At 39.8% G+C, this 14,520-nt stretch carries 12 protein-coding genes; 5 read left to right on the top strand and 7 right to left on the bottom strand.

The genetic code is table 11. From position 1 onward, the window contains the following. Positions 1 to 64 precede the first annotated feature (64 nt). The 5 genes from D0S24_RS14680 to D0S24_RS14700 are packed head-to-tail and all read left to right on the top strand — an operon-like array spanning position 65 to position 4,623. On the top strand, positions 65 to 1,795 hold the full coding sequence (locus tag D0S24_RS14680) for an APC family permease (RefSeq protein WP_117020626.1): 1,731 nt from the start codon (positions 65 to 67) through the stop codon (positions 1,793 to 1,795). Positions 1,796 to 1,812: 17 nt separating this feature from the next. Next, positions 1,813 to 2,073, top strand: a complete 261-nt coding sequence (locus tag D0S24_RS14685; RefSeq protein WP_069858006.1) for a heavy-metal-associated domain-containing protein — start codon at positions 1,813 to 1,815, stop codon at positions 2,071 to 2,073. 2 nt (positions 2,074 to 2,075) lie between these two features. After that, positions 2,076 to 3,356, top strand: coding sequence for an APC family permease (locus D0S24_RS14690; protein WP_117020627.1), 1,281 nt, complete (start codon positions 2,076 to 2,078; stop codon positions 3,354 to 3,356). 12 nt (positions 3,357 to 3,368) lie between these two features. Further along, positions 3,369 to 4,241, top strand: coding sequence for a mechanosensitive ion channel family protein (locus D0S24_RS14695; protein ID WP_069858002.1), 873 nt, complete (start codon positions 3,369 to 3,371; stop codon positions 4,239 to 4,241). Then, positions 4,231 to 4,623 (top strand): DUF1003 domain-containing protein, encoded by a 393-nt coding sequence (locus tag D0S24_RS14700; RefSeq protein ID WP_069858000.1) that lies wholly within the window; start codon positions 4,231 to 4,233, stop codon positions 4,621 to 4,623. Before D0S24_RS14695 ends, D0S24_RS14700 begins: the two co-directional genes overlap by 11 nt. A gap of 18 nt (positions 4,624 to 4,641) precedes the next feature. Here D0S24_RS14700 and D0S24_RS14705 read toward each other — a convergent pair whose 3' ends face one another. The 7 genes from D0S24_RS14705 to D0S24_RS14735 form a co-directional block, all read right to left on the bottom strand. Continuing rightward, entirely contained in the window at positions 4,642 to 5,403 is a 762-nt protein-coding gene (locus tag D0S24_RS14705) for a patatin-like phospholipase family protein (protein ID WP_117020628.1), read from the bottom strand. An 89-nt stretch (positions 5,404 to 5,492) separates the two neighbouring features. Beyond that, complete coding sequence (locus D0S24_RS14710) at positions 5,493 to 5,882, bottom strand: mechanosensitive ion channel family protein (protein WP_069857998.1); 390 nt, start codon at positions 5,880 to 5,882, stop codon at positions 5,493 to 5,495. Continuing rightward, the gene (locus D0S24_RS14715) at positions 5,879 to 7,147 is read right to left on the bottom strand and encodes an NAD(P)/FAD-dependent oxidoreductase (protein WP_117020629.1); all 1,269 of its coding nucleotides are present in this window, start codon (positions 7,145 to 7,147) and stop codon (positions 5,879 to 5,881) included. Before D0S24_RS14715 ends, D0S24_RS14710 begins: the two co-directional genes overlap by 4 nt. A gap of 1 nt (position 7,148) precedes the next feature. Then, complete coding sequence (locus tag D0S24_RS14720; protein WP_117020630.1) at positions 7,149 to 10,145, bottom strand: efflux RND transporter permease subunit; 2,997 nt, start codon at positions 10,143 to 10,145, stop codon at positions 7,149 to 7,151. Further along, entirely contained in the window at positions 10,142 to 11,062 is a 921-nt protein-coding gene (locus D0S24_RS14725; RefSeq protein WP_117020631.1) for an efflux RND transporter periplasmic adaptor subunit, read from the bottom strand. The genes D0S24_RS14720 and D0S24_RS14725 overlap by 4 nt, the downstream gene beginning before the upstream one ends. A 4-nt stretch (positions 11,063 to 11,066) precedes the next feature. After that, entirely contained in the window at positions 11,067 to 12,344 is a 1,278-nt protein-coding gene (locus D0S24_RS14730) for a TolC family protein (RefSeq protein WP_117020632.1), read from the bottom strand. A gap of 1,346 nt (positions 12,345 to 13,690) precedes the next feature. Beyond that, the gene (locus D0S24_RS14735) at positions 13,691 to 14,512 is read right to left on the bottom strand and encodes a DUF4138 domain-containing protein (protein WP_117020633.1); all 822 of its coding nucleotides are present in this window, start codon (positions 14,510 to 14,512) and stop codon (positions 13,691 to 13,693) included. Positions 14,513 to 14,520 lie beyond the last annotated feature (8 nt).

Raw genomic sequence — 14,520 nt, forward strand, 5'->3', positions numbered from 1 at the left:
ATATTTATGCAAATGATGATTGTTCCTTTAAAATTTCTTAAGAATTATTTAGTAATTTTAAGTGATGTCAAAAAAACTAAATCAACTAGAAGCCACTGCCGTATGTGGTAACGATATTAGTTCTTCTTGTCTCTACGTTTCAGCTCTTGCCATTGTGTATTCGGGACAATATGCGTGGATAGCTTTACTGATGGTGGCAGGAGTCCTTTTTTTCTTCAGAAGAATTTACGGCGAGGTGGTTGGAGCGTTACCGTTGAACGGGGGAGCGTACAATGCATTATTGAATACAACTAAAAAATCCACCGCTTCGCTTGCGGCATCTTTGACCGTTTTGTCGTATATGGCAACGGCCGTGATTTCTGCAAGTGAAGCTGTGAAATACATGCATAGCATTTGGGTGGTAATACCAATTATACCAATGACAATAGCATTGTTATTGATTTTTATGGGTTTGGTCATTCTGGGAATCGGCGAATCGTCAAAGGTGGCCATTGCCATATTTGTTTTTCATTTGTTTTCCCTTTCGTTATTGTGCGGTTTCAGTATCTATTATTTTGCACATAACGGTTTTGATGTATTAGTTGCGAACTTTAATACCCCGGTCAAAGGTGGAATCATGTCAGCTCTTTTTTTAGGTTTCTCTGCCGCGATGTTGGGCATTAGTGGTTTTGAGAGTTCTGCTAACTACGTAGAGGAACAAAAGGCCGGTGTATTTCCAAAGACTTTGCGTAATATGTGGATTGTGGTAACGGTTTTTAATCCATTAATAGCCTTTTTGGCCTTGGCCATTATTCCCATGCCGACCGTACTTGAAAAACAGGATGCCCTGCTTTCATATTTGGGTAGTACTTCCGGTGGCAATTGGTTATCTCTTTTAATTGGAATTGACGCTGCATTGGTCTTAAGTGGAGCGGTATTGACCTCATTTGTTGGAGTAGGTGGCCTAATGAAACGTATGGCATTGGATAGGATTCTACCCAAAATAATGTTGAAAACAAACCGTCGGGGAAGTTCATACATCATCTTCATTTTATTCTTTGCGCTATGTTCATCCATACTTCTAGTTACTCGAGGTGATTTGGCTAAATTGGCAGGGGTTTATACCATCGCTTTTTTATCCGTTATGATCCTGTTCGGAGTAGGAAATTTATTGTTGAAAATAAATCGATCCCGATTACCACGGCCTGAACGCTCTACGTGGTTAGGCCTCATTATAGCTATTATATCGGTTATTGCTGCTATTTTAGGTAATATCGTTCTGAACCCACAATACTTGGCCATATTTATAGAATATTTGATCCCTACATTACTGGTCGTTTTTTTTATGCTTTATAGGGTTTCGATTTTCAAAATCTTCCTGCTTATTCTTGAGCACCTTTTTCCAGATAAAGGAATCCTTTTTCAAAAACTCAATGCCAAAACAAAATCCTTATTGCATAGGATCAACGATCAGCAATTCGTATACTTTACGAATCATGATGATGTGGCCACGCTAAATAAAGTGATGTTGTACATTAAAGAAAATGAGCCAACAAAGAGGGTAAAGATCGTTGCCGTTCTTGGTAAAAACGAAAGCGTCGCAAAAAACCTTTTAAAAGATGTGGATGTTTTGAACCGTGCCTATCCGAAAATTCAAATGGATTTTATCGAGGAACCGGGAAGTTTTACCCCGGAAAAAATAAGGGAATTATCGCAACGGTGGCGAATACCTACCAATTTTATGTTCATAGGATCGCCCGGGGATAAATTTCCTTATAAGATACAGGAATTGGGAGAAGTAAGATTAATAATTTAAAATAAATAACAGTAATTATGAGTCTGATATCTGAAAATATAATACCAGGAAATCATGGAAAGGTATTTGGCACAGATGCCAAGGAAATTTCCGATTTATTAAAAATTGAAAAAGCTATATTGGGAATTGACGGCATTAAAGATGTTATAATCAACAAAGAAGTCTTTCCTAGAGAGTTTACCATACATACATCAAAACTTATTACCGTAGAATATATCGCAAATGAAGTTAAAAAGCTGGGTTTTCATATTATTCCGAAGGGCATATTTGAACTGTGATCATGGCGAAATCCGATACGATCAAACTAAAGGATGCAGTTGCCATTGGTATAGGCGGCATGGTCGGAGGGGGTATCTTCGCCGTACTGGGACTAGCTGTATCACTAGGTAAAGGTGGAACGCCGATTGCTTTTTTAATGGCCGGGATAATAGCCCTGTTTACCTCCTACTCCTATTCTAGGCTGTCTTTGGCCTACCCGGACCGTGGTGGAACCGTTAGGTTCGTGAACGAAGGTTTTGGAAAAGGGGTTTTTAGCGGAGGCATGAACAATATTCTATGGATCAGTTACGTCATTATGCTTTCGCTCTATGCCAGCGCATTCGGTTCCTATGCCCCAAATCTGATAGCTATCACGGGAGCTAAAACAACGGATGTTCATATTTTTATAAGCGCGGTGATTTTGTTGGCTACCTTAATAAATTATTATAGCCTTAAGGTCGTGGGAAATATAGAAAGTCTAGCGGTAATTATAAAACTGTTTATTCTGTTGGCGTTCGTCGTGTTTGGAACGTATGGTCTGTTCGGAAACCCAAATATATCACAATTGAATCCTACAAATTGGGAAAGCCCCATTAAACTTCTAACGGGAGGCATGGTCATTTTTGTTGCCTATGAAGGTTTTGAACTCATTGCAAACGCTGTCCCCGACATTGAGAACCCTAAGCGTAATGTTCCTAGGGCTTATTTCATTTCCGTTGGTTTTGTTGTTCTTCTGTATATAGCGATTGCCACCATTACCGTTGGTTCCTTAAATTTTGATGTGATCGCAAAAGCGAACGACTATGTCCTTGCGGAAGCAACAAAACCATTGATCGGGCAGTTCGGTTTTTCAATTATGACAGGCGCGGCCCTGATTTCTACTTTTTCAGCTATCAATGCAACAGTTTATGGAGGAAGTCGGGTCAGTTATGAGTTAGCCCAGGATGATGAACTGCCCCACGAGTTTACCTATCAATTGTGGAACAAACCTGTTGGGCTGTTGATTACGGTAATCTTGACGCTGCTTACGGCGAATTTTATCAATCTTGAAAGTATCTCCACTTCAGGTAGCGCAGGTTTTTTGCTCATTTTTTCTACTGTTAATTTGGTCGCTTTCAGAAAAGCCGAAAAAATCAAGGCCAATAAATACATTGCACTAGCAGGTGCTTTATTGTGCTTTGGAGCCTTTATAATTTTGATCATTCAACAATACGCATCAAATAAAAAAGGTATTCTAATTTCACTTGGCATAATTCTAACCTGCTATTTGGTTGAATGGATTTATAAAAATTCGAAAAAATAAAAGCTCTTCCATATGTTTAACAGATTATTTACGGAATTTAGGACCCTTACTTTGATAGCGGTGATTATAGTTATCACTATTTTGATTGTCTTGGTGTTCAACTGGTTCATGAACCGTTTCGTCAAAATAACGCTGGTCAAGCACCATAAAGATTTGACTGGCTATTTATTTATCAAACACATAGCCTCCGCCATTATTTATCTCATCGGGCTTGCTGCAGCTCTTGTGCAGATCCCCGCGCTTAAGGTGGTAGGACATTCGCTTTTGGCAGGGGCAGGCGTATTATCGTTGATTGCCGGTCTCGCTTCCCAACAGGCATTGAGCAATATTATGAGCGGTATTCTAATTGTCATTTTCAAACCATTTCGAATCAATGATAAAATTACTTTGAGGGGAACTTTCACGGGAATTGTGGAAGACATCAATTTACGTCAAGTGGTCATCCGGGATTTTGAGAATAACAGAATTATCATACCCAACTCGGTAATCAGCACTGATCTTATTGTAAACGCCCATCTCGGTGATAATAGATGCTGTAAAATAATAGATATCGGGATAGGCTACTCATCAAATGTCGAACTGGCGTTGGAAATCATGAAAGAGGAAGTAGAACAACATCCCTTGCATATTGACAACAGAACCCAGGAGGATGTCGAAAATGGGGTTCCCGCTGTAGTAGCTAGGGTTACGGCTTTGGGAGATTCATCCGTGAATTTGCGGGTATGGGCATGGGCAAAGGACGCGAGTGACGGATATGTACTTAATTGTGACCTTCTACAAAGTATTAAACGTCGATTTGATGACGTAGACATTGAAATACCATTTCCGCAACGTGCCATAAGCTATACAGATAAAACTAATAAAACTAATCGACATGGAAATTAAAAACACCAATCACCTCTTCAAAAATGACCTAAAACCATCGGAACTTTTTGCCATTTGGATTACCGATAGAATAGGCACCATCGGATTTTTTCTAATAATCTTTATTTGGACGGTCTTATGGCTAGGCTGGAACATGATTGCTCCAAAAGACGTGAGATTTGATCCGTACCCTGCTTTTGTACTATGGCTATTTATTTCCAATATGATTCAAATATTCTTGATGCCTCTGTTGATGGTAGGGCAGAATCTTCAGGCTAAGCGCGCCGAAATACGTGCCGAAAATGATTTTAATGTAAATATTAAAGCAGAAAAGGAAGTAGCTTTATTGATTAAGGAATTATCAGAGTTGAAGAAAATGGTTTCACAACTTTCTTCAAAATGATTGGTATTCCTTTTTTGATCATCTGTTTAATTTACTTTTTATTTCGGACATCCGATCCATGGTGGTCTCGTAACCAATGGCAAATAGCTCGTCGGATTTTTTAAGGTCAAACATACTAAAAGGATAGCTTTTCTCTATTTCCAGGGCAACATTGCACAGCTTAAGTCGGGGCCGAACAGTATTCCAAATGGCGAGCTGAAGGCAGCGCGACCCTATATTCCTCATGCCCTTTAGCTCCATTCGTTCTTCATGGGGACTGACACTGGAACCAAGGATCTTTTCGCATAACGTTAACAATGGTTCAACTGGTAGGTTGTTGAGTAGACCGCCATCCACATAAATATTGCCGTTTATTATTACAGGTTTAAATAAAAGGGGAAGTGCACAGGAAGCTAAAAGGGGTTCAATAAAATTACCGTCCGATATAATTTCAAATCTCCCCGAATTGATGTTGGAAACACAAACGTGTAATTTAATTTTTGGTTGATTAAGACCGTTAAAATCGATATGGCTTTTTAAAAAGTCCCTTAAATACGTTAAATCGGTTAGCCCTTTGTTGAGAAAGCCTATTTTAAAAATCTTTAGGAACGCTTTTTTGTGTGACAATTCCAAAATTTCCTTAGGAGTATATCCATAGCAATATAGGGCGGCTATGATACTTCCCGCGCTTGAACCGGAAACGTGATCGGGATAGATACCGTTTTCGTTCAGGGCATGAAGTACACCGATGTGGGCAATTCCTCTTGCACCTCCTCCTGACATTGCGATTCCTATACTCATTTATAGCATTACATTAGGTTGATTCGTTGCTTCATTTTTGATGAACACCTTATTTTAATGATAAGGTATTTCATAGCCTTGGATAGGCCTTAAATTACCCAGTCATACAGACTGTTGGGTTTCGTGGTCACTTTCATGACCCTACCAATAACGTTGGACAAAACTTGTTGGGGGACGAAACCGATGACCGCTACAATTATACCGGCTACGGCCAATACCTTGGTAGCAATATGCCTTAAACTGGAAAAAACAAAAATGATAAAGCTTAGATCGATTGACCAAATGAATATACTGAATCCCTGGTTGATGCATGGGTAGTTGGTCTCACCAAAATACTCTATGTGCAGCTGATTGTTTATGAATCGGTTAACAAAACGATTGACAAAAATATAGAGTATCAAACTGGCCACCGCCATGACCGCAATGTGAATCAAATTTCCAGTGTCTTTGTTGTAGAAAGATTCGGCATTGTCAATCATTTGATTTCAGGTCTTTTATAGGGTCGGATTATCAATCCCAAAGGACGATCAAAACTGAAGTAGTTGCTTAGCCAATCAACGAAGGTTACCACTTTGTTACGAAATCCGACCAATGACATTATATGGATCAGCATCCAGACCAACCAAGCAAATGTGCCCTGAAATTTAAAGTTGGGAAGATCCACGACGGCCTTTTTTCTACCTACGGTTGCCATGACCCCTTTGTTCCTATAAATAAAGGGTTTTAATGGTTTTTGATTGATCAAGTTCAGTATATTCTTAGCCAATTGCTTTCCTTGCTGTTGCGCAACTGGTGCCAACATAGGAAGTCCTTTTGGGTTTTCTTGCGATGTATGGGCGGCCACATCGCCAATGGCGAATATATTTTTAGTTTGAAATACTTGATTGAACTCGTTAATTGAAATACGGTTACCCCGTATAATGGATTCCTTCGGAAGTCCCTCGATGGGAGAACCTTTGACTCCAGCGGTCCATATCACGGTATCCGTCAACAGTGTGGTGCCATCGGTCAAGGTAATGGCACTGCCATCATAGGAGGCTACTTTGGCGTTCAGATACACATTGATGCCCAGTTCTTTCAAGTACTGCAAACTTTTTGTGGATGCCTTTTCAGACATGACAGCCAGTACTTTTGGTGAAGCTTCATACAAATTGATACTCATTTTGGAAAAATCAAGTCCCGGAAAATCCTTTGGCAGTACATATTTTTTCATTTCGGAAAGTGCTCCCGCTAGTTCAATTCCAGCTGGACCTCCGCCTACGATGGCGATGTTCATAATTTCTTCCAAAGGCTCTTTGGAATTGTCGACCATCGCCCTTTCCAAATTTTGAATTATAAAACTGCGCATGTTCAATGCATCGGGAATAGATTTTAAGGTCAGCAGCTGATCCTTTATATGTTCAAAATTGAAGAAGTTATTCTCGCTACCCGTTGCAATGACCAGATAATCATAAGGGATTTTTCCAACGCTTGTTTCCAATTGATTTTGCACCAAATCCACACGTGAGACCTCCGTCATCCGGAAGGAAACATTTTTATAGTTCCTGAAAATACGACGTACAGGGTAGGCAATACTACCCGCCTCCAAGCCCCCTGTGGCCACTTGATACATCAAAGGCTGAAAATTGTGGTAGTTGTGCTGGTCGATCAGTAATACATCCACTGGCTGGTTACGAAGGGCTTTTGCCAACTCGATGCCGCCAAATCCTGCACCTATTATTACTATTTTAACATTTTTCTTCATTTTAGGCTTTTATAACCTTTAGTACGATTGGTAGTACAATTAATAACAATGGCAGGGCAAAGGTCAAACCTCCGATTACGGCAATGGCCAAAGGCTGATGAAGTTGCGCACCCGCTCCTATTCCCAGCGCCAGAGGAATTAAGGCCATAACTGCCGCAAATGCGGTCATCAGCTTAGGCCTCAATCGCGCCGCAATGGAATATTCAATTTTTTCAATATGCGATAGCGATACATTACATTCCTGATATTGGCGATAGGTGAAAATAGAATTCTCTCCGATGATACCCACGATCATGATGATGCCGGTATAACTACCAACGTTCAATGCCGTACCGGTCAAATATAGGCTCAAAAGGCAACCCGCAACACCCATTATGGCTATAAATATAATGGCCAGTGCGATCTTGATCTTTCTGAACAGGAATAGTATTACCGTAAAAACTAACAATACCGCAGAAATCAAAATCAGCATGAGTTCTTTAAAGGCTTGCTGTTGCTGTTGGTACTCGCCGCCATATTCTATATGATATCCGGGTGGCAGACTTACTTTTTCCTTTAGCAGGGCCTGTATATCCGTAAGGGTCGAACCTAGGTCCCTATTGTTCAGACGTGCCGTGATGACCCCCATTGATTTTTGGTTTTCCCGATTGATTTCGGCAACACCCTTGCCGATTTCTATGGTGGCTACTTTGTTCAAGGGTACAATGGCCCCATTTGGTAAAAGAAGTGTACTGCTCTTTATATCAGAAACGGAATTCGAGTTCGCATTCGGATACATGATCCGTATGTTAACTATTTGCTCTTTGTCTATCATAGTGCTTACTACTGTTCCCTGTATCTGGGTTTCGAGCTGTAACTGAAAATCCATTGGGGTCAGTCCCATTTGGGCGAGTACGGGCACATTGGGTTGTATCAATATTTCGGGACCTGCGACAATAATACCATCATTCACATCCGCGGTACCTTTTACTTGTTCCACTTCTTGAGCTATTGTTCTTGCGAAATTTTCCAGTTTTGCAATATCATCGCCAAATATCTTGATTTCAATGGGTTGTACCGAACTCATCAGATCGCCCAACATATCGCCGATCACTTGCCCGAAATCCACGGTCAAAGGCGGTACCGCCTTTTCGATTCGCCCCCGGATCTCGTCGGAAACCTCGGTCGTTGTCGCCTTGCGTTTGTCCTTTAATTTTATGAGGTAATCTCCGCGGTTGGGTTCAGTAATAAAAAAGCCCATTTGTGTGCCCAAACGTGCAGAATAGGCCTCAACTTCCGGTTGGGTATCCAATATCCCATTGACCACGGTCAACATACGATCCGTTTCTTCTAAGGTGGTTCCAGGTGGACTGTAATAGTCCAAAACAATGCTGCCCTCATCCATTTCGGGCAAGAATCCTGATGCCAATTTGGAAGGGATAATCCATAGTATCACAAGACATACCACAATAAAACCAATGCCGATAATAGGTTTGGTAAGTACCGTGTGGATCCATTTTGTTCTGGGCTCGTGTTTTTTCTTTGACGATTTGTTTCTGGAAAAAAGTATGGACAGAACGGGCACGATCAACCACGTTACCAAAAATGAACACGCCAAGGCGGCGATCATACTAAAAGCCATTACCTTAAAATAGGCCCCTGCCACACCCGTCATCAAAATAAACGGTATGAAAATTACCAATGTACTTAATGAAGAACCGACCATGGCGGGAAAAAGATGTGAAATTGCCTCTTTCGCACACCAAGCAGAACTTTCCGAAGGATGTTCTTCCTGGATTTTATGGATCTGTTCTATAATAATTACGACATCATCAATCATCAAACCAATGGCCGCAGCTATCGCGCCCAAAGTCATAATGTTAAAAGTATAACCTATGGCATCCAATACTATAAGGGTAAGGGACAGGGAAATAGGGATGGTGAACAGCACTACTAAACTGGCAGAAAACGAACGTAGAAATACAATTACCACGACAAGGGCCAATGCCAGACCGATCCAGAGTACGTCCTTGATACTGCTAATACTTGTGTTTACAAAATCGGCCTGCTTATAGTATGGCAGGAGTTTTACCTCTTTAGGCAGTTTGGAGGCCAATTCCGCTACCTTTTTTTCAATATTATCATTAACATCTATTAGGTTCGCATTGGGTTGCTTTATTACAGCTATTAACGGTACATTCTTGCCATTGGCCAATATTTTTACGTATTCTTTGGCCTCGGTCACTTTTACCTCGGCGATATCTTTTAATCTTACCAATCTATTCGGGGAATTGATAATTACCAAATTCTGTAGATCTTCAAGACCGTCTATGGCATTGTCCGTAAGGGTAAGGTACATGCGGTTATAATCGGTGGAGTAACCATTGGATTGCAGAATGTTCGAGTTGACCACGGCATTTTGAATTGTTGCAATGGAAATGCCCATTGTATTGATGACATAGGGTTTAAGCTCAATCTGATATTCCTTGTCCTTACCACCGATAATCGCAATATCCGATACTCCTGGCGTAGCTGCCAAATATGGCTTTATCTGATATTTGGTGATTTTTTTCAGATCTACTTGTGAGAGATCGCCTTCTAGTGAATATCCCATGACCGGAAGGATCGAAGGGTTCATTTTTTCGACCGAGGTTACCGTATTCGGCAATATGCTTCCCTGGGATTGGTTGATAAAGGATTCTATTTGTGATTTTGCTGTATTGATATCCGTGCTCCAGTCCAAAAAAACGGATATCTCGCAACTGCCACGAGAGGTTGTACTTCGAATATATTGCAACCCTTCAGTGCGCCGAATGATATTTTCTAAAGGAATCGTCACCGTCGTCATCATCTTGTCCACGGGTTGTTGTCCCGCATCGGCAATGACCTTGATCTTTGGAAAGGTAATATCGGGGAACAGTCCCGTTTTTAGGTTCCGATACGAAAAAAAACCACCTGCTAAAAGCATAAATGCGATGGCCAATAGTGGATACTTATATTTGGAAAAAAGTGAATTCATTGTTTTTGGATGCTTACAAGCGTGGAATCCTGCATTTGATAACTTCCTTCCGTAACTACCATATCATTCAATTGTAGATTGGCTGATTGAATCTGGACAAGCGAATCGTTTCGCAGAAGGGGCACCACCTTTTCTTTGATGGCCAAAGTATCGTTTACGACTTTCATCACCCAGAAATCTGTAAGTAGCTCGTTGGTCTGTAAAGCCTCATGTGGAACACTGATGGCATTTTTGTTTTCTTTGTAAATTGTACGTACCTGTACGTTCAGGTTTTCTGGAAGGTCTTCATCGGGCAGTGCTATTAGAAAATTCTGCGATTGTGCAATAGGGTTGATAACAGGTAGAATACCGGTAATATTGGCAAAAATTGCTTTTTCGTTCTGTAGAATGATTTCGCAAGGCGTACCGATATCAATATTATCTTCATATTCGTATGGTATATTTACTTGTACCGTTAAGGTTCTGGGTTGTGCTACCGTGGCCAAAACATCCCCTTCTGCTACATAGTCGTTTTTTACTACGTTCAATACCGTAATTACCCCGGTGGCATTACTATAAATCCGAATCGGGGCGGAAAATTTAGCAAGGGAACTATCTATCTTTATCGCTTCTGTCAAAGCATCCTGTTCTTTGGTACGCACCATCGCAAAGGTCTGGCCTGAACGGATGGTGGAGCCCACTTCAAATGGCATCCATGAGATATAGCCCGTAAGGTTGGCCCTTATGTTCTCCTTTTTTTGGAATTGGGTCACACCATTGAAGGTCAGGTATTCCTTTATATCGTTCTTTTGTACTGTTGTTGCCTTTACTTGAATTGGCACAGGAGCCGTGTTGGCCGTTGCCGATGGGTTCTTACAGGAAGAAACACCAATGGAAAACAGAATTATCATCAGATATTTAATGTAGTTTTTTATCATTCTTTTACCAGTTTGTAAAGTTGAATTGACTGTACAACAACCAAAGGTTGGTCTGTGCCTGCATTTTTGTATAGGCCATGAGCCTGTAATTCTGTATTATATTTAGATAGTCGATTATCGAAACTTGGCCTTGGACCAATTTCCCTTTGTAGATTTCCATAAGATTCTCCTGTTTGCCGAGTTGGATTTCCATATCGGCCAAATTTTTCTCCGCAGTCGTTATTTGGTCCCTTATACTTTCAAGATTGTTTTGCAGCTGTATTTCGGTATTACGTTTATAGGCCTCCAAGTTTTCATACATCAGACGGTTTTGCATAGCATTGATTTTTCTTTGTTTGCCATCGTAAATGGGTATGGTCAAGCGAAGGCCTGCACTTAATCCGACCTTTCGTTCGATATTGGCCAGTTCGACCGCATTCAAACCCGAATTTCCGTAGACCTGTACTTGGGGCTTGTATTGATTTTCGAACACCTCTTGGTTGGCGGTCAACTGAAGACTATCATTTATAAAGCGACGTTCAAAAAAGAAGGTGTCCATTTGGGTCTCCAAGGCGATTTTCGGTTCCGGAAGTACCGGAAATTCGATAACTTCTACCCCACTTAGGTTCCCTAATTGGGTATAGGTATTGATGAAATTGTTGTGCAATTGTTTCAACTCCAATCCTCTGTTTTCCAAATCGACCTGAAGTAACAAATAATCGCTTTCCATCAAAATGCCCCGTTTGACCAAAAGTTCCACAACACTTAGTCTTTTCTCAAGATCCTCGATGATATTCTCAGTAAATTTTTCCTGCAATTGGATTTGATAGGCCAGAATATAGGTGTCGGTAATATTCTTTCCCAAATGATTCTTAATCTCTTCGGAAGTCAGTTGAAGAGCCTCGATTCCCATTTTGTTCTGGAAAAGTAGATTGTCGACAATGGCCTTGTTGAATAGATTTCGTGTGACATTTACCTGTGCCGAATAAAGCCCCCCATTGGTTATGCCCACATCGTAACCGATCGCATTGGCCGAGGGCATGGTGGTGATGTCCAACAACTTGCCATTGTTGTTAAAATAGGGCGCGATCAGAATATCTGAGCTGGCGCCTACCTGAAAGGCATTGTTCTGGGCACGTATCATATCATTTTGAAGCGCTCCTATTTTTTGGAGGTTCTCGTTCTCGAGTAAAATCGGCACATTCTCCTCGGCCTTCGCAATAAAGTATGCCAAATCATTTTCTTGGGCATGCAATGAATTGGCCAGAATAAAAAAAAGTATCCAGAAAGCTAAGTGCCTCATTGATTGAAATTTGATTAAAAGATAGCGAAAATAATCCTCAAATCTAAAGAAGGTCTAAAGCTATTGCACGGTAAAGAAATAGTGCCTGACAAGGGAAGGGGTGCCAGTTAATCAACGAACATGTCATCTACTTTCTCTCTCAGGGCTTAAAAGTATTCTCCTTAAGCTTAAAGATGGGATAAATGTATTGGGCAATTCTAAAGTTGGGTTCAAGAAAATAATGAAAGAAGTGAAAACGATTTTATCTTAAATGAATCAAAAAACTAATTTAGATGGTGGCAAAGATATCCATATTAAGAGGAAAACCGATACCAAGAAATATAATGAAAGGTATCCATAACTTGAACATAGTTTTTGACCATGGTCTTTTTTATTCTTATTAATATCCAGTAGAAAATTCATGGCAGAGTTAGTTGTGATTAAATTCACAGCTAGAGATATAAGATTCATTCCATCTTCTATTTTTGATTTGTTTCTAACTCTGATGCTGTAACTTTCAGAAATTTCATAACAATTTTGTTAACTGCCTTTGAAGTACATTGTTTGCTAATTTGTTAGAATAACACGTAATTAAAACAGATACCATGACGCTTAATACGACGCCTATAAAAACCATTAAAACATCATATGAATTCATATAATCTATTTTGATTTTGACATTGATATTTAGTGCATGTGTATGATTAGACTATAGGTATTAGTTGCCTTTTGTTTTATATGATTGGGGATGAATTGGGCTCGTGAAATAATCATATGTATATAGCTATCTCCACCCAAATTTGTCATCCACTTCATTTCTATATACACCTTGGAATCTATTGACAGTATAAACGAAATTATAAAACTCTAGTATTTGTTCATCATTATATTGGTTCAAGAAATATTCTATTCGAAATTTTCAATATCTTCAAATTTGTGTTTGGAAGAATAAAATATATTCCGGTAATTAAGCCATAGTTCCGTCTAATTCCTAAGTTTTAGGCAATAGGTAAGCTCTTTTATAATAAAGTTTCATTTACCCATGAAACACATATGTAAATTAAAAATTTAACTTCGTTTATTTCATAAATTATATTTACCATTATGTTGTGAAAATCGACTTCCATTATCAATTATTTTAGATTTAATTTAAACATTAATAGGAATTAATATAATGATTGACCAACTTTTTTTGAGATGATATAAATTTTATTTAGACAGTGTTAAGACTTTCATTTACGATTATTTAATAAGAAGATCTATGTAGAAAATGGTAGCTCGCAATGTTTATGAGTTTGGTGGTAGAGTTAAATAGAAATACCTTTAATAGTATTAGGTGAAAAATTTCGCAATGTCTTAAATTTTGATTACCTAAGTTTTGTCGCCATATCCCTATGCCCATTCAACTCTTCCAGTTTCACCATAAGCCTTTCATGGGCTCCCAACGTAAATTTAGGATAAACACATACAAATTGCACCTGCTCTCCTTTTGGAACCACTGTTGGCCTTTGAAACTGATAGACAGGGGAGAGAAGCAATTCCTGATAGGATGACTTACGTTTATTGTTGCCGTTCACTTTGTAAAGGTCTAGGGAATTGATCTCGAAATCAATTTGGGAACCGTTTTCAATTTTGAAGACCACATAGACCTCGTTAAGATAATAGATACTTTTCGCTATCCGAATCGTAACTCCGTCCTTATATTTTATCTGATCAAAAGGCCTGGGATTTCTAAGCAATTGCGCGCAGAGTTTTGGATAGTCCAAAGCTTTATACGAGTTTGGGATGGTGTCAGAATCTGCCAAGGACAATTTTACTTGGGGGACAATTGAGGGACCGGTCCTTTCATGGCCAATACTGTCGGAGTTATCAATGAAATAATTCAGCTTTTCAAGCTTTTGGGAATACCGTAGCAAATAGGAATAGACCCCGCCATTCTGGGTTACCACTAAAAGATTACTATCCTCTCCTGGTGTTGCCTGCAGTAGCCCGAAGTATTGTGCTCTTTCCCTATTGAAGCTAAATGCGTAATTGGAGGACCCTGTAACCCCTTGCCGAATGGGATCGGGAAAGAACAACGATACCGTCATTTGTTCGTTGGCAAATATAGTGTCGATGGCCATAGTAATTTGCGCCTTCCCGGAGGAAATTATGGCCAATAGACCGAACAAGGATATGTATTTTTTCATAGGTGTAT

Origin of the sequence: Arenibacter sp. P308M17 (genome assembly GCF_003426735.1) — a bacterium.
In the GTDB taxonomy this organism is placed as follows: domain Bacteria; phylum Bacteroidota; class Bacteroidia; order Flavobacteriales; family Flavobacteriaceae; genus Arenibacter.